This is a genomic window from Tardiphaga sp. 768_D3_N2_1 (genome assembly GCF_052076105.1).
Classification (GTDB): Bacteria; Pseudomonadota; Alphaproteobacteria; order Rhizobiales; family Xanthobacteraceae; genus Tardiphaga.
In genome coordinates this window covers 1,669,453-1,693,042 of the sequence record NZ_CP197245.1, presented here as the reverse complement: position 1 = coordinate 1,693,042, position 23,590 = coordinate 1,669,453, and the positions used below count along the sequence as shown (strand labels likewise).

The window sequence follows — 23,590 nt, the reverse complement described above, 5'->3', positions numbered from 1 at the left end:
ATGACGGCGGTTCCCACCCTATCGATAGCAGTGACTGCAAAACCCGACGCCAGCTACTCGGCGGCAGCGGTCGCGTGACCGGTCGGATCATCCAGTTCGGGACCAGTCGCTTCCTTCAGGCCCATGTCGGTGTTTTCGTCCACGAGGCACGTGTTTCCGGCCAAGACGTCGGGCCGATTGCCGTTGTTCAAGCATCAAATTCTACCGGTCGCGCCGGACGCGTTCAGGCATTTGGCCGGCCAGAAGGCTATCCCGTCCTGATCCGCGGTATCGAAAATGGCGTCAAGATCGACCGGCGCATCGACGTTCTGAGCGTGGACCGTGGATTCTCCGCAGCGCGCGATTGGCGGGAATTGTCCGACTGTTTCGTCGCGGAAGCGGACGTCGTCGTCTCCAATATGGGCGATACCGGTTACGAGGTTGCAGACAGCGACCGCGGATCGGCGTTGCTATCCGGCGATGTGCCACAATCCTTTCCGGGCAAGCTGACAGCTTTGCTCCACCGGCGCTGGCAGGACGGCGCCCGCCCGTTGACCGTGCTGCCTTGCGAACTGGTTCACCGCAACGGCCGCATCCTCGAAGACAGGGTGCTGGCGTTGGCAAGCGAGGCCGGCGCACCGTCAGCTTTCGTCGAATGGATTGCGAAAGAGATCATCTTCGCCGAAACGCTGGTCGATCGCATCGTTTCGGAGCCGATCGAACCTATCGGCGCGGTCGCCGAGCCCTATGCGCTGTGGGCAATCAAGCGCGCCCCTGGCCTTTCAGCGCTGTGCGTCCATCCCGCCATTGTCCTGGCTGACGAACTCGAACCGTTCGAGCGACTCAAGCTGCACATTCTCAATCTCGGCCATACCGTGCTTGCCGACATCTGGCTGTCCGAGAGCCGCGCTCCGAACGAGACCGTGCGAGAAATTCTTGCGAACGCCTCCATCGCCGAGCGGCTTGATCATATCCTGCAGCGCGAAGTGCTGCCAGGCTTCGCCGTACATGGCATGGAAGCGGAAGCGCGCGCGTACATCGTGACGACGCTCGACCGTTTTCGAAATCCGTTCCTTGATCATCGGATTTCCGATATCGCACAGAACCACGTCATGAAGATCGACCGGCGTATTCTTGCATTCCTCAAATGGATCACCGAGCGCGGGCACGCGCCTGCAACTCCCAAGCTCGATGCGTTCAAAGCGCGACAATCGGCGCTTCACGCCTGAGATGAAATAGAACCGGCATGACCTATCATTTCGATTTTTCGGCGTTGCTGCCGTATTGGCCAGAGTTCGCCCGTGGCATCTGGCTGACCTTGCAGTTGTCCGCCATCTCGACGGTGTTGGGTTTCGTTCTCGGCACGCTCTGCGCCATCGGTCGCGCCGACGGTTCGCGCTGGGTCAAGAGGCTTGTCGCCATCTATGTCGAGGCGATCCGCAACACCCCCCTACTCGTACAGGTCTTCATCATCTATTTCGGTATCGCGACCCTCGGCTTGCATGTCTCGGCCAACTTGGCCGCAGTCATCGCCCTGGTCATCAATGTCGGCGCCTATACCTGCGAGATCGTGCGCGCAGGTATCGAGTCCGTCCACAAATCGCAGATCGAAGCCGCCGAATGCCTGGGGCTGTCCCGCGTCCAGACATACTGGCATGTGGTGCTGCGTCCGGCGATCGAGCGCGTCTATCCGGCGATCACCAGCCAATATGTCCTCTTGATGCTGGCATCCTCCATCACGTCGCAGATCTCGGCCGAGGAACTAACCGCCGTCGCCAACCGGATCCAGTCCGATACGTTCCGCGCCTTCGAGACCTACATCGTCACCGGCGTTCTGTACCTGCTGCTGTCGCTCGTCGTCCGTATTTGTCTGTGGCTGTTCGGACTGGCTGTCTTCGTTCGTCGACGCAAGCTCGGCACGGCGATCTAGGAAAAGTCCATGCCGACATTCAGCCTCGTTCATCTCGAGTTCCTTCTCACTGCCGCGCAGTGGACGATCGGCCTGTCGATCGCCGCCTTTGTCGGCGGCGGCCTGGTCGGGTTCGTGGTCGCGCTTGCGCGCATCTCCGACCTGCGTGTGTTGCGAATTGCCGCGACAGTCTACATTCAGCTCGTTCAGGGGACGCCGCTGCTCATTTTGCTGTTCGCCATCTATTTCGGCATCGCGCTGCTCGGTTACACCAATCTGCCTCCGCTCATTGCGGCCAGCGCGGGCCTCATCATTTACTCCTCGGGATTTCTTGCCGAGATCTGGCGTGGCTGCATCGATTCCGTTCCGAAGACGCAATGGCAGGCGGCGGAGTGCCTCGCGCTCACGCGATGGCAGCGCATGGTGAAAGTCATCCTGCCCCAGGCAGCGCGCATCGCCACCGCACCCACCGTCGGCTTCCTGGTACAGATCGTCAAAAATACGTCGCTGGCGTCTGTGGTCGGCTTCGTCGAATTGGCCCAGGCCGGAAAGCTCATCAATAATTCGATCTATGAGCCGTTCACGGTCTTCATGATCGTCGCGCTCATCTATTTCGCGATCTGTTTCCCGCTCTCGACCTGGAGCCGGAGCCTGGAAAGGAAGCTCAATGTCGGCCGTCGTTAGTCTTTCAAACGTCCATAAACAGTTCGGTTCGCTCAAGGTTCTCGACGGCGTATCGTTCGATGTCGGACGTGGCGAAGTCGCTGCCATCATCGGTCAGTCGGGTTCCGGCAAGTCGACTGTCCTGCGATGCATCAATGCGCTTGAAACGATCCAGCAAGGGACAATCGATGTGTGCGGCCACGCATTACACGATGCGAGCCTCAATCGCCGCGCCTTGCATCTCGACGTCGGCATCGTGTTCCAGAGCTATAACCTTTTTCCGCACCTGACCGTCGAACAGAACATCATGCTGGCGCCCGTCAGCGTGAAGTCGATCCCCAAGAAGCAGGCCCGCGAACTCGCGCGCGAGGTGCTGACCCGCGTCGGGATGGAGGCAAAGGCGGAGAATTACCCCGAGCAGCTGTCGGGCGGTCAGCAGCAGCGGGTGGCAATCGCCCGCTCGCTCGCGATGAGTCCGAAGCTCATGCTGTTCGATGAAGTGACGTCGGCGCTCGACCCGCAGCTGACCGGCGAAGTGCTGAGAGTCATGGAAGATCTCGCGCGCGGCGGCATGACCATGATCCTCGTCACGCATGAGATGGCGTTTGCGCGAAAGGTCGCATCCAAGGTCATCTATATGCATCAGGGTAAGGTCTGGGAAACCGGATCCGGCGACATGCTCGATCAGCCAAAGACAGCCGAGCTCTGCAATTTCGTTGGAGGCGTCTCCCACGATCGCGCCGCGACGTCCGTCTAGGCGGACGTCAAACCAAGTTTCAAATCAAAAAGGGACGAAACACATGATCAGAAGACATTTTCTCGCAGGTGCAGCCGGCCTCGTCGTTGCCATGGGCCTGCTCACCCACTCCTCCGTTTCAGCTCGTGCCGATACGCTCGACGATATCAAGAAGCGTGGCAAAATTATCGTGGCGCTTGATCTCGGTTCGCCGCCGTTCGGCATGTTCGACGCCAAGATGCAGCCGACCGGCTCGGACGTCGAAAGCGCCAAGCTGCTGGCCGCCGACCTCGGGCTGCCGCTCGAGATCGTTCAGGTGACCAGCCCCAACCGCGTGCCGTTCTTGCTGACTGGCAAAGCCGACCTCGTGATGGCGTCATTCAGCGTCAACGAGGAGCGCAAGAAGGTCATCGACTTCTCCATCCCCTATGGCGTGATCCAGGTCGTGATCGCTGCACCCAAAAAGATCGAGATCAAGGACGTCGCCAGTCTGTCAGGCATGCGGCTCGGCACGACGCGCGGCTCCACCAACGATAAGGAAGCGACGGATCAGGCCAAGGGCGCAGACATCGTGCGCTACGAGGATGACGCCACGCTGAACACGGCGCTGATTTCCGGACAGGTGAAGGTCATGGCTTCATCCGCACAGGTCATGGCGACGGCGAATGAGCGACTGAAGAACGACCCGCTCGAAGTCAAGCTTGTGCTCAAGACCAATCCTTATGCGATCGGCGTCCGCAAGGGCGATGACGCCCTGCGTCAGGTCTTAAACGATTGGGTCGAGAAGAACCTCGCCAACGGCAAACTCCGTGCGATCTACGCCAAGTATAACGGCGTCGAGCTGCCCACAGAGATGCCGAAGTAACTTTCCCTTGCGGCCCGGGCTTGCACCGGGCCGCGCCTTATCTCGATGAGAAAGACCTAGCGAATGAAAGCCTTGATCTGCGACGAGCCGGGCCGGTTGTCCCTCGTGGAGCGCCCAATTCCCGTTCCGGGCGACGGCGAGGTTCTCGTGCGAATCCGCCGGGTTGGCATCTGCGGCACCGACTTCCACATCTTCCAGGGCAAGCATCCCTTCCTGCAATATCCCCGCGTCATGGGCCACGAGCTGTCGGGTACGGTCGAGAGCGCTCCCGCCGGAAGCGGCCTGACCCACGGGCAGAATGTCTACATCGTGCCCTATCTGTCCTGTGGCAAATGCATCGGCTGTCGGCGCGGCTTTACCAATGCGTGCCAGAACATCGCGGTACTCGGCGTACATCGCGACGGTGGCATGGCGGAATTTCTGGCGGTTCCAGCCAGCAATGTGATCCCCGCCGGCAACGCTTCGCTCGACGATGCGGCAATGATCGAGTTCCTGGCGATCGGTGCGCATGGCGTAAAGCGCGGCGGCATCTCGGCGCAGGATCGCGTCCTCGTCGTCGGTTCAGGTCCTATCGGCATGTCGGCGATTATCTTCGCCAAAGCACGTGGCGCGGACGTCACCGTGATGGATACGCGTGAAAATCGTCTGGCTTTCGCGCGCGATTCACTCGGCGCCGATCACCTTTTGATCGCCAATGCCGACGCAGAGGCCGAGGCAAAGAAACTGACGGGCGGCGACTTCTTCGACGTCGTTGTCGACGCGACCGGAAATGCCGACGCCATGCAACGCGGCTTCGGCTTTATCGCCCATGGCGGACGCTATGTCCTGGTCAGCGTCGTCCCCACCGAGATCACGTTCTCGGATCCCGAATTTCACAAGCGAGAAACCACGCTGTTCGCCAGCCGCAATGCCCAGCCGGACGATTTCGCCGAAGTGGTTCGCCAGATGGATGCGGGCAAAGTCCCGACCCGGGCGCTCAACACCAATCGTGGCCCCCTGTCGGACGGCGCATCGCTGTTCAAGGACTGGCTGCGTCCGGAAGCCGGTGTCATAAAGGCCATACTCGAAGTGTAACTCGTCGCTTTCAGTCTGGGATTGATCCATGCCGGATAAGTCGAAAATTGCCTGCATCGGCGAGTGCATGATGGAGCTGACGCAGCCGCTACCCGGCCATCATACGCTCGGCTATGGTGGAGATACGCTCAACACCGCGATCTACTGTGCGCGGCTTGGATTGGCCGTCGATTATGTGTCCGCGCTCGGCGATGATCCATGGAGTGATCAGATGATCGCCGGATGGCAGGCCGAGGGGATCGGCACCCATCGTGTCGTCCGAGTGCCGGGAAAATTGCCCGGCCTTTACATCATCGAGACAGGCGCCAATGGCGAGCGTCGCTTTTACTACTGGCGGGAAAGTTCGGCGGCGCGTCTCCTGTTGTCGCTGCCCGAAACGCCCGCCATTCTCGAGGGGCTGTTGACGTATGACCTCGTCTATCTCTCGGGCATCACGCTGTCGCTTTATGACGAGGCTGGACGCAAGCTGCTGATGCAATCGCTCGATCGTCTTCGCAAGGCGGGCGGCCGGGTCGCATTCGATGCTAATTTCAGGCCCCGGGGCTGGCCTGATCGCGCGGCTGCACAGCGCGCCTATCATGATGTCTTCGAAGTCGCCGACATTATCCTGGCATCTGTCGAAGACCTCGACATGTTGTTCGGCGATTCGGAGGTCAAGGACGTCGTGACGCGCCTTCGCGTTCCCGAGCTCGTTCTCAAACTGGTCGAACCATCATGTCGCGTGCGCGCGCCGGGCATTGACCAGATCATCCCGGCGACGCCGATCGACCGCGTGGTCGATACCACAGCCGCAGGCGACAGCTTCTCGGCGGCATATCTTGCAGCGCGCCTTGGCGGTGCCGGCCCCGTCGAGGCCGCGAAAGCGGGCCATCGTCTTGCCGGCACCGTCGTGCGCTATCCCGGCGCTATCATTCCCCGATCGGCCATGCCGGGCGGCGTGGCCCGTAACTGAACCAACTGGCGAGAAAGCTCATGACCGATCATTCGACGTCTGTCTCCCGGCAGGAAGCGCTTGTCCGAATTCTCGGCGCGGCGAGAGTAGTCCCTGTGATCACCATCGATGGCGTCGAGGATGCCGTGCCACTGGCGCGCTCGCTCGTCTCCGGCGGAATCCGCGTACTCGAAATCACGCTGCGGACATCTGCCGCGCTCGAGGCTGCAAAGGCGATCATCGCGGAAGTGCCCGACGCAATCGTCGGACTGGGTACCGTGCTCAATGGCGCCGACCTTGAACGAGCCGCGTCTATCGACGCGAAGTTTGCCCTCAGCCCCGGGGCTACACCTGAACTGCTTCAGGCGGCTTCGCGAAGCCATATTCCTTTCGTCCCGGGAATCGCGACGGCGTCCGAATTGATGGCGGCATTGGCACATGGTTTTGAGATCGTAAAATTCTTCCCGGCACAACAGGCGGGCGGAATACCGGCATTGCGCGCGTTGGCTGGACCATTCCCGAATGCCCGCTTCTGTCCGACCGGCGGCATCAGTGCCGCCAATGCCGCCGAGTGGCTGTCCGAACGCAACGTTGTCGCGGTCGGTGGGTCGTGGCTCTGCCCTGTGCCGGATATCAAAGCGGGCAATTGGGACAGCATTACCGCGCAAGCTCGCCAGGCGATGGACATCCTGGCTCCTTGAAGGACAATCATCGTCTCTGAGGACAAAATCCAGCGATTACATGTCCACAGTCATCGACAGGAGATATGTGCGCGGTGCTCCCAGGAAGAACGTTCCGAATGAGGCTACGCTGGACCAGTAATTCTCACCGGTCACATTCTGAACGTTCGCGCGGAAGACCGTCTTCCTGCCGTTGATCGCCGTCGTGTAACGGGTACCGAGATCGAGCCGCGTCCAGTCCGGGATCGGTTGCTTGTTCGCCGTATCGACGAACTGCTTGCCCGTGTAGATAACCGCCCCATTCAACGTAAGCCCCCTCACCCATGGGAGATCCCATTCGGCTCCAATATTCGCCTGTAGATTCGGAACGCCGATTGGCGTGTTGCCCACGTTAGCCGCGACGGCGGACTTCGTCAGGGTACCATCCAGCAGCGACAAGCCTCCGAGGACACGAATATCGGACATGAGCTCGCCGAAGACGTTGAACTCGAGCCCACGGACTTGCTGTTCGGCGGTCGCCGCGAAGCGCCCGGCGGACAGCTCGCCGCTCGCCTTCGATATCTCGAAGGCGCTGAAGGTGGTGGTGAACCGGCCGAAGTCCACCTTGATGCCCGCCTCGTACTGTTTGGCGATGTAAGGCGAGAGTACTTCGCCGAAATTGGAAGCTGTCTGGGGCGCGACGTCGCCGCGGCTGAGACCTTCGATATAGTTCGCGTAGAGAGAAACGTTGTCCAGGGGCCGGATCACGAGACCGACCACCGGGGTCGTCGCGCTCCTGTCGTAGGACGACGTGAGTGTTCCAACATTGGAGAGATAGTTGTTCGCCTCGATGCCCTGGCGCCTGACACCTAAAGTCAACAAGACGCGCTCATCAAGCACGGACAAGGTGTCAGCAATCGAGAGTCCCGTGAGTTCACTGTCCGAGAGCCGAGGGCGCTCGCTGATCTCGTTCGCGAACTGGGTCGGCGCCACCGTCGGACTATACATGTTCGACGTGACCAGACTGCCGTTGGTGAGCCGCCGATACAGCGCATCATGATAGACCGAGGCCTGAAATGCGACGGCATGGTGGACGACGCCGGTATCGAAGCGGGCGCGGACGCCGCCATCATATGTGGTTCGATCGATGCTAAGCCCGAAGAATTGAGGTGTTGAGGTCGTGTCGCCGCTGGTATTGATGATCGTCGGAAGACCGAAGAAGCGCTCCACGTTGGTCCGAGATCCGCCGACATCGGCGAACAACGTAACCTGATCGCTGACATCGTATTCGGTACGCAGCAGGGCAGATTGATCATTGATGTGCGACCATTCCCAGGGTTGCGTCACGTTCAGCCGACCGTCCGGCGCCTTCGGCACTGGCAGGCCGGGAGCCATGAGAAACGGACGTGACGGAGCGTCGAACCGATCAGTCTGGGCGATGAGGTAGAGCCAGGACCTGAACCGTTCGCCCTGATAGTCGAGGGCCAGCGATCCGACACCTGTCATCTCGGACTGACGGTCAATGGGCGTATCGCCGTCGCGCAGGCTGCCGTTGACGCGCAGGCCCCATTCCTTGCTGTCACCGTAACGTCTCGCAATATCCCAGTGACCACCGAACTGCGCGGTAGAACCGTAACCCGCAGTGAAGCGGGTCAAGTCCTCTCCCGCACGCTTGGGCACGACATTGATGACACCGCCGACACCGCCGTTGGGCGCGATGCCCGAGAGCGCGGCCGAGGGGCCCTTGAGCACCTCGATGCGCTCGACGTATTCCGTGAAGATGCGGTATGACGGCGCGATCCCGTAAAGGCCCTCGAAGGCGAACTCACCGCTGTTGCCTTCGTTGATCGGGAAGCCGCGAATATTGAAGGAATCGAGTACACCGCCCGTTGGGTGGGAGCTGCGCACGGAAGGATCCAGGATCAAGGCATCCGCGCCCGTCGCCGCCTGCTGATCCCGGATGAACTTGTCCGTGTAGCTCGTCACATTGAACGGCGACTTCATCGTATCGGTGTTCCCGAGCAGTCCCAGCCGTCCGCCTTGAGCGACCTGCCCGCCTGCAAAGGCAGGCACGACACCCGACTGCGACGATCGCGATTGCACTGCGACGGTTTGGGCTTGCGGAGCGTCGGGCGCCGTCGCGCGCCGTGAGGCTGATCGGACCCCGGCGACATTTCGCTTGGTCGGTGCACGGCGAACCAACCGCTGCGTCGGAGCATCGACGGTCACAGGAGGAAGAGCGGTGGTGCCTTGCGGTGTTTGAGATTGAGCAGGCGATTCAAACCACGCCACTAACGCCACCCCACCTAACAGTGTTACGCCAAAGCGAGCCACCGTCCGAACCCCACCCGCAACTCGCATTCCCAGAAAGCCCCTCATCAACAGCACGTCGGTCACCTTATCGGCAACCGATTGCTCGTGATCTGCAGCGCAGATCTAGAGAGACGCCATCGTCACCGCAACGCTAATGCATGCGCTGCGATTTAGAATGTCTCGATCATCGACGACTTGAGTCAGTTGGAATCGTGTCTGGAAAGATTCAAAAGTGCTTTGAGAAGATTCAAAATCAGTGCTGTTGAAATCTGGCAGGAAAGATAGACGAAGCGCTCACATCAGCGAGCCTTGCTTTTACTGGATGCAGCAACGCAATAGGCCGAGCTTTTTCGGGAACGCTCCAGAGCTCGTCACAGCTGACTGTTGCGCGTAGCCATATCGTTCCGTCATCGCCATTGTGACGACGACAATTTTCAGCATCTCAAGATGCGCAAATCAAAAGGAACGTGGTGAGCTCTGGCGGTGGTTCGATGGGCCGACGTCGCCTGTTAATGCAATCGCCCTGCTTTCATAGCATCGAGCAGACTGACTGACCCGGCAGCCTGCGCAGAGCAATCGACTTTCCATGTCGTTCGTGCAGCAGACCCGCCGCTCAATCCTTGTATTCGTAGAGCAAGCGCGCGCGGATCGTACCTTCCAGCGCCCGAATATCCGCCAGCACCCGCTCGCTGTCCGCTGCGGACGCATCGGCGTCGAGCACGACATAGCCGATGTCGTTGCTGGTCTCGTAATATTGCGCGGCGATGTTGACTGCATGGCGCGCCAGAACTTCGTTCAGCCGTCCCAGCATGCCCGGAACGTTGCGCTGGACCTGAATGAAACGCGTGCCCGATGGGCGCGCCGGAAGCTGCACCTGCGGGAAGTTCACCGCGCCCATGGTCGAGCCACTGTCGCTGTAGTCGATCAGCTTGCGTGCGACTTCCGCGCCGATGCGCTCCTGGGCCTCTTCGGTAGAGCCGCCGACATGCGGCGTCAGGATGACATTCTCCAGACCCTGCAGCGGGGTCACGAAACGCTCCTGATTGGAGCTGGGCTCAACGGGAAATACGTCGACGGCAGCGCCGCGGAGCTTGCCGTTGCGCAAGGCCTCGGCAAGCGCGTCGAGATCGACCACCGTGCCGCGGCTGTTGTTGATGAAATAGGCGCCATCCTTCATGGCGGCGAATTCGTCGCGACCGATCATCCCCTGCGTGGCCGGTGTCTCCGGTACATGCATGCTGACCACGTCGCTCTGCGCGAGCAGTTCCTGCAGGCTTCCAACAGGTTCGGTGTTGCCGTGACGCAGCCGGTCGGTGTGATCGTAGAAGATCACGCGCATGCCCAGCGCTTCAGCCAGATTCGAAAGCTGCGAGCCGATGCTGCCGTAACCAACGATACCGAGAGTCTTGCCACGCACCTCATAGCTGTTATTGGCCGACTTCTCCCAACCGCCTTCATGCGCCAGATTGGAGCGCGAGATGATCCGGCGGAACAGCATGACGATCTCGCCGATCACCAGTTCGGCAACCGAGCGCGTGTTCGAGAACGGCGCATTGAACACCGGAATGCCTGATCGCCGCGCGGCGTCAATGTCCACCTGATTGGTGCCGACGCTGAAGCAGCCGATCGCGATCAGCCGGTCTGCAGCATCGAGCACGTCCTGGGTGATCTGCGTGCGCGACCGGATACCGAGAATGTGGACGCCCTTGAGCGCTTCCTTCAGCTCATTGCCACCAAGCGCTTTGGAGAGCCGCGTCACGCTGGAATAGTCTGCCGCTCCAATCAACTCGACCGCGCTGTCGTTCACGCCTTCGAGCAGAAGGATTTTGATCTTGTCTTTCGGGAGGGAAAGCTGCGGCAAAGGCAGGCTGTTCTTGGTCACGGTCGCGGCGTCCTTCGAGCAGTGAATGAGACGGAAACCACGCTGGAGCGGCAAAGCCCCGGATGGTCCGGCTCACATCGTCTGGTTTGATTTGACGCCTGTTTAACGTCACTGCGCCGATCTTGCTACGGGTATCTAACTCGTTGAAATCACTTATGTCTGATCGAGGACGCAGGAGACGCCGGCCTAAGACTGCATGCGAAACTGCGAGAATCTGGACCAGCCGCTCCGTCCTTACAGCCTTCTCAAGGAACGGAACGCGCTCCGGAAAATTATCATACAAATTCAGCGTCAGGCGCCAACTGCGCCTGCCCTCCCCAGCAGCATGGTGCCCCCATTTCCGATCTCGATCCCGATACTACCGAGCATGCTGATTTGCGCGGCGGCCACTCGCCGTGGTTTGCCGGCCTGCAACATGTCCCCCGCCGGCCCCTCACCGAAGACATCGCCTGCGATGCGCTGATCGTCGGCGGCGGCATCACCGGTGCCCTGATGGCCGAGCAGTTGACGCGGCAGGGACTGGATGTCGTCATCGTCGATCGCGAACTGCCCGGGCGCGGCAGCACGGCGGCAAGTACGTCAATGCTGCTGTGGGAGATTGATCGCTCATTGCATGAGCTGACAAGTCTCTTCGGCTATGAGCGTGCCGTGCGCGCCTATCGCGCCAGCTATGAGGCCGTCGGTGGATTGAAAGCACTCGTCCGGACGCTCGATCTGCGCTGCGACATGCGCACCAAGGAATCGCTCTATCTCGCCGCAGGCGAGAGCGCCAAGGAACTGGTCGAGGAACACGCGCTTCGTGCCCGTGCCGGCCTGCCCGGCACATTCCTCGATCACAAGGCGCTCCTGTCTGAATACGACATTGCCCGGTCGGGCGCCATTGTCTCGCCGGGCTCGGCAGATTCCAATCCATTGCAATTGGCACTGGGACTGCTGAATGTCGCGACGTCGCGAGGCGCGCGCTTGTTCGAGGCCGAAACATGCGCGTTCGATTCCGCAGGCCATTCGGTCGGCGTCCAGTTGACGGACGACCGCACCATCGAAGCCCGCCATGTCGTGCTGGCGACGGGCTATGTGATGCCCGACATAGTACAAACCTCTGTGCAGAAGCCGTCATCGAGCTGGGCGATCGCGACGAAGCCACAGCCAGACCGACTCTGGCGCGACGGCATCCTGATCTGGGAAGACAGCAAGGATTATCTCTACGCCCGCACCACCGCGTCGGGCCGGATCATCATCGGCGGCGAAGACAGCGACAAGATTATCGATCCCGATGCACGCGATGCCCTCATCCCAGCCAAGGCGCGTGCGCTAACGGACAAGCTCGCTGCCCTCTGGCCGCGCGCCGAGCTTGCAATCGATTACCGCTGGGCCGGCACCTTCGATACCACGCGCGACGGCCTCCCCCTGATCGGCCCGGTGCCCGGACATCCGCATCTCTATGCCGCCTATGGCTATGGCGGCAACGGCATCACCTTCAGCTATCTCGCAGCGCAGCTGATCGGCGGACTGATCGCGGGCAAACGCTCTCCGTTGCTCGACGATTTCGCGCTGCAACGCGACATGGCCTGAAACTTGGCGCGCGCGACTCGGCGATTTTCAGCTATCCCCATGTGATGAAAACGCAGGCGCTGAACGCACCGTTTTGCGTCAGCGATCCTGATTGACTTCCAAAAGCCGATTGTTAGCATACAAGTGAATTTTGGCCCTCCTGCCCGGGGTTTTCCGCATGAAGCCGGCGCCGTTCACAAGGCACGTGCCACGCACCGTGGATGAAGTTGTGAGTGCATTGGCGGAGTTTGCGCCGCTCGATGGCCGCATTCTGGCGGGTGGCCAGAGCCTGGTGCCGATCATGGCGTTCCGCATGGCGCGGCCGGCGCATTTGATCGATATCAACGAGGTCGAAGGGCTCGACCGCCTCGCTGTCGATGGCGACTATCTGTCGATCGGCGCGCGCGTGCGTCATGGCGCATTCCACAAGCCGGTAATCGACGGACCGCTCGGAAAGCTGCTCGCTTTCGTCGTCAGCCACATCGCGCATTATCCGATCCGCATGCGCGGCACCTTTTGCGGCAGCCTCGCCCATGCGGACCCCGCGTCGGAATGGTGTCTTGTCGCGGCGACGCTCGATGCGCAACTCGTCGTAAAGAGCGTGCGCGGCGAACGCATCGTTGATGTCACGGATTTCCTCGAAGGCATCATGTCGACGTCGCTGGCCGAGGACGAATTTCTCGCCGAAGCGCGTCTGCCGCTGCTGCCTGACGATACCAAATTCGGCTTCTACGAATTCAGCCGCCGCGCCGGAGATTTCGCGATGTCGGCGGCGCTGGTCACCTATCGGCTTGTCGATGGGGTGATCACTGACGCTCGTGTCGGCATTGGCGGCGCTGAGGATCGTGCACGGCGCATTCCGGAAGCCGAGAATGTCCTGAACGGTCAGGCCCCCTCGCCCGAACTGTTCGTCGCGGCCGGTGAAGCGGCCGCCACTGCGATCGAGCCACTGGAGGATGCTCAGACCACAGCCGAATATCGCTGCGATCTGGTCCGCGCCGTCACGCGCCGCGCGCTGGAGCGCTCAACGCAATGACGGTGCACACCAAGGGCTCCGGAACGACCTGGGTCGGGCGCTCCATCCGCCGCCTCGAGGATCCCGCCCTCGTCACTGGCCGCGGCCGTTTCACCGCGGATATGCCGGCCACGCATTGGGTACGTTTCGTCCGAAGCAGCGTTGCCGCCGGAACGATCAAGAACATCAGCGCGCCGGATGGCGCAGGCATTGTCACGGCAAAAGATCTCGCAAAGCTGAAGCCGATCCGGCCGATGCTAAGCAAGTTCAACTATGTCGCGGTCGGCCAGCCGATCCTCGCCGATGGCGTCGTGCGCTTCACCGGCGAATCCATCGCCGCCGTCTACGCGCCCAGCAAGGATCAGGCAGAAGACATCGCCGACCAGGTCGAGGTGGAAATCACCGAAGGCACGCCACTGATCGACTCCATGGATGCGCTCGCGGAGGACGCGCCACTGGTTCACGCTGACACCAAACACAATGTCATCGTCGAAGGCCGCATCGCGACACCGGGCTTCGACGATGTCTGGAAGACTGCGCACAGGGTATTGCATGTCGAAGCGCGCTCGCGCCGGCAGAATGCGACGCCGATGGAGGCGCGCGCAGGCCATGCCGCCTATGATGGTTCGACAGGGCGCGTCACGCTGACCTGCACCACGCAGATGCCGCATCTGACGCGCACCGCCGTCTGCGACATCCTCGGCATTCCCGAATCCGAGCTGCGCGTCATCGCCCCCGATGTCGGCGGCGGCTTCGGTCAGAAGATGTCGCTGGCCCCGGAATATGTGCTGCTGGTCTGGCTCGCGCGCAAACTGCGCAGCTCGGTGGCCTGGACCGAGGATCGCCGTGAGAACCTGATTGCCAGCTTTCACAGCCGCGACCAGCACGTTCAGCTTGAAGGCGCGTTCGACGCAAACGGCAAACTGCTCGCGCTGCGCGGCGACATCGTCGCCAATATCGGCGCCTATTCCTGCTTTCCCACGACCTGCGGCGTCGAGCCTTTGATGGCGCTGGCCGAATTGCCTGGTCCTTACGATGTGCGTGCCTATGATTGTCGTTCACGCGGCGTGATGACCAATACCTGCCCGATGGCGCCCTATCGCGGCGTCTCGCGGCCGGTCATCACCTTCGTGCTCGAACGGCTAATGGACAAGGCCGGCGCCGCGTTCGGCATCGAACCGACCGAATTGCGCCGCCGCAACCTGATCGACAAGTTTCCCTACACGTCGGCGACCGGGCTCGTCTTCGATGACGGCAGCTACAAGGAAACCATGGAGATGGCCATTAAGGCCATCGACCTCGATGCATTCCGGAAACGCCAGAAGCTTGCACGTGATGCAGGCCGTTATCTCGGTATCGGCTTTGCCACCTTCTCCGAACGCACAGGCTATGGCAGCCCGGCTTTCGCGGCACGCGGCATGGAGATCACACCGGGCTTCGAGACCGTGTATCTGACCATCGATCCCTCGGGCTTCGTCGAAGCGCGGATCGGCTCGTCACCTCACGGTCAGGGCCTGCGCACATCGCTGGCGCAGATCATTGCCGACGAGATCGGGATCGATCCGGAATTCATCAAGGTCGTTCACGGCGACACCGATCGCGCGCCCTATGGCTGGGGCACCTTTGCCAGCCGCTCGCTGGTGCTGTCCGGCGGCGCCAGCCTGCTGGCGGCGCAGAAGATCCGCGCCAAACTGCTGAAGATGGCGAGCCATCTGCTGGAAGCCGCGCCCGAAGACATTACGCTACAGTCCGGCTCGGCGCATGTGATCGGCACCGACCGCTCCGTGACGATCGCATCGATGGCGCGCGCGGCCTACCACCAGACCCATATTTTCAAGGGTGAGATTGAGCCCGGCCTCACCGAGACCGGCACCTATGATCCATCCGGGACATTCTCCAACGCCTGCCACGTCGCCGTCGTCGAGGTCGATATCGAGACCGGCCGCGTCGAGATGGAGAAATTTCTCGTCGCCGAAGACGCGGGGCTGATCATCAATCCCATGATCGCCGATGGTCAGGTCCACGGCGGTGTTGCACAGGGCATTGGTAATGCGCTGCTGGAAGAGATCATCTATGACGAGACCGGCAATATCCTGACCAGCACGCTGGCGGATTTCCTGCCACCGACGACGCACGAGATTCCCGAGATCGAGCTGCATCATATCGAGACCCTGACCGGCAATTCCATCACCAAGGCCAAGGGCCTCGGCGAAGGCGGTGCCATCGGCGCGCCGGCGGCCGTGATCTCGGCGATCAACGACGCGCTGTCTCCGTTTGGAGTCTCCATCGACGAAATGCCGGCAACGCCGCAGCGTATTCGCGCTGCCTTGCGCAACTGCGGAAAATTGCCGGAGAAAATCCCAAGCACGGGAAGGCTCGCATGAGCGACAAGAGCGACATCACCCTCACCATCAACGGCCAGTCTCACGCCATTCGCGTGGAGGCGCGCCGCACTCTTGCTGATGCGATCCGCGAAGACTGCGGCCAGACCGGCACCCACATCGGCTGCGAGCACGGCGTTTGCGGCGCCTGTACCGTGCTGGTAAATGGCGAGCCGGTGCGGTCCTGCCTGATGTTCGCGCAGCAGGCCGACGGCAAGCAGATCCGAACCGTCGAAGGTCTCGCCAATGGCGACGAGATGCATCCGATGCAGCGCGCCTTCATGGAAAACCATGGCCTGCAATGCGGCTTCTGCACGCCGGGCTTCCTGATGCTCGCCGTCGGCGTGCTGGAACGCGAGCCGGATATTTCCGACGAGAATCTGGTCGACGTGCTCTCGTCCAATCTGTGCCGCTGCACAGGCTATCAGAACATCATCAAGGCAGTGCGTGCTGCCGCCGTGGAGATGCGCCAGTCGTGAACGCTGCCGCGAAAGCGACGCTGGTCGGCAAGTCCGTCACCCGCAAAGAAGACGGACCGCTGTTGCGCGGCCAGGGCAAGTTTGCTGCGGACATCAATTTCCCGAACCAGCTCTATATGCGCGTGGTGCGTTCGACCTATGCCCACGGCAACATCGTCTCCGTGGATTTGGCCCCGGCGTTGGCCATTCCCGGTGTCGTCGCCGCATGGAGCTTTGCTGACGTTGCCGATATTCCGCCCATCGATTTTCGCCTGACACGGCTCGAACAGCTTGCCGCCTATCGCCAGACCATTCTGGCCAAGGACAAGGTGCGCTATGTCGGCGATCCCGTCGCCGTGGTGTTTGCCGAAGATCCCTATCTCGCCGAGGATGCCGCCGAGCATGTCGAGGTCGAGATCGAGGAACTGCCGGTCATCCTGCATGCAGACGGCGAGATCGGTGAATTCCGAGACGGGTTGCCCACCGAAACCGCGCTGATCGAGAAGGGCTATGGCGACGTCGATGGAGCCTTCGCCAATGCGCATGCCGTGGTCAGCCTGTCGCTGTCCATTGGCCGCCATTCCGGCGTGCCGATGGAAACGCGTGGTGCCATCGGCCGCTACATTGCCGAGACCGACATGCTGGAAATGTACGGCGCGGCAAAAGTCCCGCACTGGAATCGTGACCAGCTTGCCAAGATGTTCGGTCGCACCGCCGCCAATACCAACCTGTTCGAAGGTCATGTCGGCGGCGGCTTTGGCATTCGCGGCGAGATGTATCCCGAGGACGTGCTGGTGTGTCTGGCCGCGCTGCGCCTCGGCCGCCCGGTGAAATGGATTGAGGATCGCCGCGAACACCTCATCGCCGCCAATCATTCGCGGCAGCAAACCCATCACATTCGCGCAGCGATCGATAAAGACGGCAACATCCTAGCCATCGACAACGAGTTCTTCCACGATCAGGGCGGCTATATGCGCACGCATGCCGCAACCGTGCCCGACCTCGCCGCCGCAATGCTGCCCGGCCCCTATCGCATTCCCGCCTATCGCGTGCTCGGCCATATCAGGCTGACCAACAAGACACCCGGCGGGACCTATCGCGCGCCCGGCCGCTATGAGAGCACTTTTGTGCGCGAACGATTGCTGGATGCAGTCGCGGCCAAAGTCGGGATCAGCAGCGTCGAGGTCCGCCGTCGCAACCTGATCGCGCTCAGCGAGATGCCGGTAACGCGCGCTCTGGAGACGCTCGGTACTGACATCGTGCTGGATTCCGGCGACTATCCGAAACTGCTGGACAAGGCGTTGGACGGCATTGGGTGGGACGCGTTGCAGACGCAGATTGAGCAACGCCGCAAGGCCGGCGAGCTGGTCGGCGCGGGCGTCGCCATGTTTGTCGAGAAAAGCGGCCTTGGGCCGTTCGATGACGTCCGCATCACTGTGGGTGTCGACGGTCGTGTGGAGGTCATCACCGGCGCCGCTTCTGTTGGCCAGGGGGTCGAAACGGTCATTGCACAGATCTGCGCGGAGAAACTCGGCGCCAGCTACGACAATGTCAGCGTGATCCACGGCCAGACCAATCGTATTGCCAGAGGTCTCGGCGCCTTCGCCTCGCGCGTTTCCGTGATGACTGGCGAAGCGACGCGGCAAGCCGCGCTGAAACTGCGCGACAAGGCTCTCGCGGCCGCAGCCGAACTGATGCAGTTGACGGCCGATCAACTCGATATCGTCGATGGCGAGATCGTCCGCCTCGATGACAGCACCGGCCCGTCGATGACGCTTGCCGAAATCGCAAAGGCGCTCGAGCCGGGCGGCAATCTGGTGGGCGATAGCGAGCCGGGCCTGTTCGCCGAAGCGTCATTCGAATCCAAGCACATGACCTACCCTTATGGCGTTCATGTCGCAGTCGTCTCGCTGGCGCAAGACACAGGTGGTATCAGCGTCGAGCGCTATCTCGTCGCCTATGACATCGGCAAGGCGATCAACCCGATGCTCGTGGACGGCCAGATCGTTGGCGGCGTCGCGCAAGGCATTGGCGGCGCGCTGTATGAGGAGTTCAGCTATGACGACCGCGGCGAGCCACTGGCGGTGACCTTTGCGGATTATCTGATGCCCACAGCGCGCGAAGTGCCTGATGTCGAAGTGATCATTTCCGAGGATGCACCCAGCCCGCTCAACCCGATGGGCCTCAAAGGTGCCGGTGAAGGTGGAACGAATGCCGTTGGGGCAGCGATTGCTGCGGCGATTGACGATGCACTCGGCCAACCCGGCGCCATCACGCAGCTTCCGGTGTCGCCACAGCGCGTGAAGGCATTGATCAGTCAGAAGGCCTAGGGAACTCCCGACACGCAGCCGTGTCAGTGCGCCTTCCAGTCCGGCTTCCGCTTCTCGACAAAAGCCCGAAGCCCTTCCTGCGCCTCGTCGGTCACCGCAACATTGCAGAAATCCTCGACGGCATTGGCGATGCTGCGCCGGTAGTCGAGATCAATCTGCCGCATGAAAGCGGCCCGCCCCATCCGCAGGACAGTCTCTGACTTGGCTGCAAAACCCGCTGCCATGTCCAGCGCCGCTGCATCGAGATCAGCATCCGCGACCACCCGATTGATCAGCCCGAGCGCAAGCGCTTCGTTCGCGTCGAACACACGCCCGCTGAACAGGAGCTCGAAAGCCCGGTGCCGACCGATAATACGAGGCAGATGCGCGAAGTGGATCGCAGGCAGGACGCCGACGTCGATTTCGGGATAACCGAAGGTGGCGCTTTCGCCCGCAAGCAGAACATCGCATGACACAGCCATGGTCATGCCGCCGCCACGTGCGGCTCCATTCACCACGGCAACCGATGGCTTGCCGAGATTATATTGCGCGTCATAGAGGTTGATGTAGAGTTCCTGCAGAAACTTGCGGATCTCCTCGACGGGCTGGCCCAGCAAAATGTCGAGATCGAGCCCGGCCGAGAACCGCCGCGCCACCGCGCTTGAGAGCAAGACCACTCGCGCTGACCTGTCATCGGCCGCACGCTCAAATGCGGCAACGACCGCGCGGATCAATTCCAGATTCAATGCATTCACGGGCGGACGATCGAGCGTGATCCGCGCGATGCGATCGATAACCTCGTAACGGACGATCTGATCGGCCATGTTTCCCCCGCGCATCTTTGAACGCGTCCGTAGCTTGGTCCGGACGCCTTATCAAGAGGCGACACGGAGCCGAAGGCAGCCGCGAGAGGCAATACGCTGAACGTCCGGCGGGAATCAGGTGATCTTCTTCAACAGTCGCGTCAGCGTGCGCTGCTCTTCGGCCGAGAGCGGCCGGAGCGTCTTGGCGCTGACTTCCGCGGCGACACGGATGGCGGCATCGACCACGCGGGTGCCTTTCTCGGTCAACGACACGGCACGGCGGCGACGATCTGTGGGATCGCTGCCGGTGGTGATGAAGCCGCGCAGGCCCAGCCGGTCCACCACCCCCTTGATGGTCGCAGCATCGAGATAGACCAGCCGTCCGAGATGGTTCTGCGAGCTTGGACCGACCTCATGCAGCTTCGCCAGCACCGCGAATTGCGTCTGGGTCAAATCCTCGATCATGTTGGACATGAAGATGGAGGTGTGGCGCTGCATCGCCACGCGCATCAGGAAACCGACCTGGGCGTCGAGGACATAGTCCGGCGACGGCTCCGCGGCCGGAAGGGCCTTCAGCTTGCTCGGTTTCTGCGCCATGTCATCCCCGATGATCTCGCGCTAGTTATGGACGATCTTCGGTTGCTGCGACAGATGAAGTTTTGATCGTTACACCGTCAAATAGGCCCGTTGAATATCAATATTCTCCGCAAGCTCGGCCATGGTGCCATTCCACTGGATTTGGCCCTTTTCGAGGACATAGGCCCTATCCGAGACCAGTTCGGCAAAGTGCACATTCTGCTCCGATAGCAGGATCGACACCCCCGCCTTCTTGAGCTCCAGAATAGTGTTGGCCATCAGCTCAACGATCAGGGGGGCAACCCCCTCCGAGGGTTCATCCAGCAGGATCAGCAGCGGATTGCCCATCAGCGTGCGCGCCACGGTGAGCATCTGCTGCTCGCCGCCGCTCATCCGGCCACCCGGGCGGTTCGGCATTTCGCCAAGATTGGGAAACAGTGCCAGCAACTTCTCCTCGGTCCAGACCGGCGCCGGCACGCCGTCGCTGAACTTGCGCGGCGGCTGGCGGCCGATATTGAGATTTTCCAGTACCGTCAGATCGGAGAAGATGCGGCGGTCTTCCGGCGTGAAACCGAGGCCAAGCCGCGCAATCTCGAAAGGCTGCTTGCCAGAGATGTCGTGGCCGTCGAACTGGACCTTGCCGGTAGACTGCGCCATCAGGCCCATGATGGCCTTCATGGTCGTGGTCTTGCCGGCGCCGTTGCGGCCCATCAGTGCGACAACTTCGCCCCGCCCGACATTCAGGCTGAGATCATAGAGAATCTGCGCCGCGCCGTAGGAAGCGCCGAGATTTTCGACTGACAGCATCGGAGCGCTCATCAGTGGCCCTCCGATTTCTGGAATGTCTTGCCGGTGCCGAAATACACTTCCCTCACCTGCGGATTGTCGCGGATCGACTTTGCATCGCCATCGGCGATCAAACGACCCCGCGCCAGGACGATGATGCGATCGGCAAAGGCAAAGACAACGTCCATCGAATGTTCGGTGAACAGCACGGAGATGCCCTTCTCGATCACCAGACGCTTCACCAGCGCGATCAGGTCGTTACGCTCCTTGGGCGCCATGCCGGCGGTCGGCTCGTCCATCAGCAGCAGCCGCGGATCGTTGGCCAGCGCGATCGCCAATTCGACGCGCTTGACGTCGCCATAAGCCAGCTCGCGGCTGGGCCGATCGGCAGCATCCTGCATGCCGACCTGAGCCAGCAGTTCCAGCGCGCGGGTGCGATGGAGCGACGATGCCGGCTTCCACAGGCGATAGACCTGATTGGCGTGAGAGATCAGCGCCATCTGCACATTCTCGACGACCGTCATCGAATTGAACGTGGCGGCCACCTGGAAGGTACGACCGATACCAAGCCGCCAGATGTCACGCGGCTTCTTGCCGTTGAGCTTGGCGCCTTCAAACCAGATTTCACCCGAATCCGGCGGCAGTTGGCCGTTGATCATGTTGAAGCAGGTCGACTTACCAGCGCCATTGGGGCCGATCAGTGCGAGGAATTCACCACGCTTGATGTCAAACGAAACCTCATTGACGGCACGAACGCCGCCGAAGGATTTTGAGAGAGAGCGAATAGCGAGGTCGCTCATGATGCGGCCTTTGATGTTGTTTTGCCGCGCGAAATCAGTTTGACGAAGCCGCCGACGATGCCGCTCGGGAACGCAAGCACCAGCAGCAGGATGATGCCACCGAGGAGCGCTCGCCAGTATTCTGTCGACCGCATCATGAAATCCTGCAGCACCGCATAGACCGACGCACCGACAATCGGGCCGGTCAACGTCTGAATGCCACCAAGGAGGACCATGACGAGACCATCGATGGAGCGGCTGACGCCGATCGTCTCCGGCGAGATCGATCCCTTCGCGAAAGCGAATAAGCCGCCGGCAATGCCGCAGACTGCCCCAGCAATCGCGAAAGCGAGCCAGTGCACCCGCTTGACGTCGAGACCGATAGCCTCAGCACGCAAGGGAGAGTCACGCCCTGCCCGCATCGCGTAACCGAATGGCGCGAACAGGAATTTGCGAAGCAGCAACACTCCGAGCGCGGCCAGAGCCAGCGTCAGGAAATAGAACGGCCCACGCGTATCGAACGGCGCGGACGGCCAGATGCCGAGCACTCCGTTGGAGCCGCCTGTGAGTGTTTCCCACTGGAACACGGCCGCCCATACGATCTGGGCAAAAGCCAGCGTGAGCATCGCCAGATAGACACCGGACAGACGCACCGCGAACCAGCCGAACAACAATGCGCCGACCAGCGCCAGCACCGGCGCGGCGGCCAGCGCCAGCCCCATCGGCGCAGCAAACCATTTCACCAGCAATGCTGCTCCATAGGCGCCGAGGCCGAAATAGGCCGCGTGGCCGAACGAATGCATGCCGCCCGGCCCCATGATGAAATGCAGGCTGGTGGCGAACAGCACGGCAATCAGAACGTCGATGCCGAGCACGAGCGTATAGGGCGAGCTCTTGGCGATCAGCGGGAGACACACGAGGACGACAAGCAGAATAAGGCCAGCAATCTTCGTGACCGGCGTCGCCGGACGCAGTGGCTCTTCGGGTTCGGCGACACTGCGCACCGCCACCTGCTCGCGACCGAGCAGACCATAGGGTCGCGCGATCAGCACTGCAGCCATCACAAGGAATTCCGCCACCAGCGTGAGCTTCGAGAAGTTCACCGTGAAGCCGCCAAAACTGACGACGCCAAGGCCGATGCACAGCGCCTTCACCTCGGCGATGATGACCGCCGCGAGATAGGCGCCTGAGATCGAGCCCATACCGCCGACGACCACCACGACGAAAGCGTCGCCGATTACGATCAAGTCGGTCGCCAATGTTGCAGGTTCGCGCGCGATCTGCAGGGCACCGCCAAGGCCGGCAAGCAAGGCGCCGAGCGCGAACACGCCCGTAAACAGCATGGCCTGATTGACGCCAAGCGCGCCGACCATCTCACGATCCTGCGTAGCCGCACGCATCAGACGGCCAAAGCGGGTCTTGGCCAGCGCCAGATGCAGCATCCAGAGCACGAAGGGGCCGACGAAAATCAGGAAGATGTCATAAGTAGGCAGCCGGCGGCCGAGCACCTCGATGGAGCCGGTCAGGCCAGGCGCACGCGGGCCAAGCAAATCCTCTGGACCCCAGATCCACAGCGTCGCGTCGTTGATGACAAGTACCAGCGCGAAAGTGGCGAGCAACTGAAACAGTTCGGGCGCGCGATAAATCCGCCGCAGCAGAAGGATCTCGATGGCAGCGCCGATCAGGGCCACCAGCAAGGCGGTCAGCACGATGCCGCCCCAGAAGCCGACGGCACCGCCGACCTTGGTGGCGATGCTGTAGGCGATATAGGTCCCGATCATATAGAGGGACCCGTGAGCGATGTTGACGATCCGGGTAACGCCGAAGATCAGCGACAACCCGGCAGCGACGAAGAACAGGCCGGAAGCGGCAGACAGGCCGTTCAGTGCCTGAAACAAGAACGCGTTGAAACTCATCGGAG

Annotated in this window: 20 protein-coding genes; 13 read left to right on the top strand and 7 right to left on the bottom strand. The window is 61.4% G+C overall.

Features of this window, described 5'->3' with window-relative positions; all coding sequences use genetic code 11:
• The first annotated feature begins 74 nt into the window (after positions 1–74).
• The 8 genes from AB8A27_RS07660 (at position 75) to eda (ending at position 6,858) form a co-directional block, all read left to right on the top strand.
• A complete protein-coding gene (locus AB8A27_RS07660; protein ID WP_441244851.1) occupies positions 75–1,208 on the top strand; it encodes a mannitol dehydrogenase family protein in 1,134 nt (377 codons plus the stop codon).
• A gap of 17 nt (positions 1,209–1,225) precedes the next feature.
• Positions 1,226–1,909: an amino acid ABC transporter permease gene (locus AB8A27_RS07655; RefSeq protein ID WP_441241406.1), complete on the top strand. Its 684-nt coding sequence runs from the start codon at positions 1,226–1,228 to the stop codon at positions 1,907–1,909.
• 9 nt (positions 1,910–1,918) lie between these two features.
• Positions 1,919–2,572: an amino acid ABC transporter permease gene (locus AB8A27_RS07650; RefSeq protein WP_092151481.1), complete on the top strand. Its 654-nt coding sequence runs from the start codon at positions 1,919–1,921 to the stop codon at positions 2,570–2,572.
• Entirely contained in the window at positions 2,556–3,308 is a 753-nt protein-coding gene (locus tag AB8A27_RS07645; protein WP_441241405.1) for an amino acid ABC transporter ATP-binding protein, read from the top strand. Before AB8A27_RS07650 ends, AB8A27_RS07645 begins: the two co-directional genes overlap by 17 nt.
• Positions 3,309–3,351: 43 nt before the next feature.
• Positions 3,352–4,152 (top strand): transporter substrate-binding domain-containing protein, encoded by an 801-nt coding sequence (locus AB8A27_RS07640; protein ID WP_441241404.1) that lies wholly within the window; start codon positions 3,352–3,354, stop codon positions 4,150–4,152.
• A 63-nt stretch (positions 4,153–4,215) separates the two neighbouring features.
• Positions 4,216–5,226, top strand: coding sequence for a zinc-binding alcohol dehydrogenase family protein (locus AB8A27_RS07635; RefSeq protein WP_441241403.1), 1,011 nt, complete (start codon positions 4,216–4,218; stop codon positions 5,224–5,226).
• A gap of 28 nt (positions 5,227–5,254) precedes the next feature.
• On the top strand, positions 5,255–6,178 hold the full coding sequence (locus AB8A27_RS07630; protein ID WP_441241402.1) for a sugar kinase: 924 nt from the start codon (positions 5,255–5,257) through the stop codon (positions 6,176–6,178).
• A 20-nt stretch (positions 6,179–6,198) separates the two neighbouring features.
• Positions 6,199–6,858 carry a bifunctional 4-hydroxy-2-oxoglutarate aldolase/2-dehydro-3-deoxy-phosphogluconate aldolase gene (gene eda / locus AB8A27_RS07625; RefSeq protein ID WP_441241401.1) on the top strand — a complete coding sequence of 220 codons (660 nt, stop codon included), beginning with the start codon at positions 6,199–6,201 and terminating at the stop codon, positions 6,856–6,858.
• A gap of 36 nt (positions 6,859–6,894) precedes the next feature.
• Here eda and AB8A27_RS07620 read toward each other — a convergent pair whose 3' ends face one another.
• Positions 6,895–9,177: a TonB-dependent receptor gene (locus tag AB8A27_RS07620; protein WP_441244850.1), complete on the bottom strand. Its 2,283-nt coding sequence runs from the start codon at positions 9,175–9,177 to the stop codon at positions 6,895–6,897.
• A 565-nt stretch (positions 9,178–9,742) separates the two neighbouring features.
• Positions 9,743–11,011, bottom strand: coding sequence for a phosphoglycerate dehydrogenase (gene serA, locus AB8A27_RS07615; RefSeq protein ID WP_441241400.1), 1,269 nt, complete (start codon positions 11,009–11,011; stop codon positions 9,743–9,745).
• 375 nt (positions 11,012–11,386) lie between these two features.
• Here serA and AB8A27_RS07610 point away from each other — a divergent pair, with 375 nt between their 5' ends.
• The 5 genes from AB8A27_RS07610 (at position 11,387) to AB8A27_RS07590 (ending at position 18,746) form a co-directional block, all read left to right on the top strand.
• Positions 11,387–12,583, top strand: coding sequence for an NAD(P)/FAD-dependent oxidoreductase (locus AB8A27_RS07610; RefSeq protein WP_441241399.1), 1,197 nt, complete (start codon positions 11,387–11,389; stop codon positions 12,581–12,583).
• 157 nt (positions 12,584–12,740) lie between these two features.
• Positions 12,741–13,598: an FAD binding domain-containing protein gene (locus AB8A27_RS07605; RefSeq protein WP_441241398.1), complete on the top strand. Its 858-nt coding sequence runs from the start codon at positions 12,741–12,743 to the stop codon at positions 13,596–13,598.
• Positions 13,595–15,961, top strand: a complete 2,367-nt coding sequence (locus AB8A27_RS07600; protein ID WP_441241397.1) for a xanthine dehydrogenase family protein molybdopterin-binding subunit — start codon at positions 13,595–13,597, stop codon at positions 15,959–15,961. The genes AB8A27_RS07605 and AB8A27_RS07600 overlap by 4 nt, the downstream gene beginning before the upstream one ends.
• A complete protein-coding gene (locus AB8A27_RS07595) occupies positions 15,958–16,437 on the top strand; it encodes a (2Fe-2S)-binding protein (protein WP_441241396.1) in 480 nt (159 codons plus the stop codon). The genes AB8A27_RS07600 and AB8A27_RS07595 overlap by 4 nt, the downstream gene beginning before the upstream one ends.
• Complete coding sequence (locus AB8A27_RS07590) at positions 16,434–18,746, top strand: xanthine dehydrogenase family protein molybdopterin-binding subunit (RefSeq protein WP_441241395.1); 2,313 nt, start codon at positions 16,434–16,436, stop codon at positions 18,744–18,746. The genes AB8A27_RS07595 and AB8A27_RS07590 overlap by 4 nt, the downstream gene beginning before the upstream one ends.
• Before the next feature lie 23 nt (positions 18,747–18,769).
• On the opposite strand, the gene AB8A27_RS07585 is transcribed toward AB8A27_RS07590, so the two are convergent.
• The 5 genes from AB8A27_RS07585 to AB8A27_RS07565 all read right to left on the bottom strand — a co-directional run bounded on the left by AB8A27_RS07585 (position 18,770) and on the right by AB8A27_RS07565 (position 23,585).
• Positions 18,770–19,549 (bottom strand): enoyl-CoA hydratase/isomerase family protein, encoded by a 780-nt coding sequence (locus tag AB8A27_RS07585; protein WP_441241394.1) that lies wholly within the window; start codon positions 19,547–19,549, stop codon positions 18,770–18,772.
• Positions 19,550–19,663: 114 nt separating this feature from the next.
• Entirely contained in the window at positions 19,664–20,125 is a 462-nt protein-coding gene (locus AB8A27_RS07580; RefSeq protein WP_441241393.1) for a MarR family winged helix-turn-helix transcriptional regulator, read from the bottom strand.
• A 69-nt stretch (positions 20,126–20,194) separates the two neighbouring features.
• The gene (locus AB8A27_RS07575; protein WP_441241392.1) at positions 20,195–20,923 is read right to left on the bottom strand and encodes an ABC transporter ATP-binding protein; all 729 of its coding nucleotides are present in this window, start codon (positions 20,921–20,923) and stop codon (positions 20,195–20,197) included.
• Positions 20,923–21,690, bottom strand: coding sequence for an ABC transporter ATP-binding protein (locus AB8A27_RS07570; RefSeq protein WP_441241391.1), 768 nt, complete (start codon positions 21,688–21,690; stop codon positions 20,923–20,925). Before AB8A27_RS07570 ends, AB8A27_RS07575 begins: the two co-directional genes overlap by 1 nt.
• The gene (locus AB8A27_RS07565; protein ID WP_441241390.1) at positions 21,687–23,585 is read right to left on the bottom strand and encodes an ABC transporter permease; all 1,899 of its coding nucleotides are present in this window, start codon (positions 23,583–23,585) and stop codon (positions 21,687–21,689) included. Before AB8A27_RS07565 ends, AB8A27_RS07570 begins: the two co-directional genes overlap by 4 nt.
• Positions 23,586–23,590 lie beyond the last annotated feature (5 nt).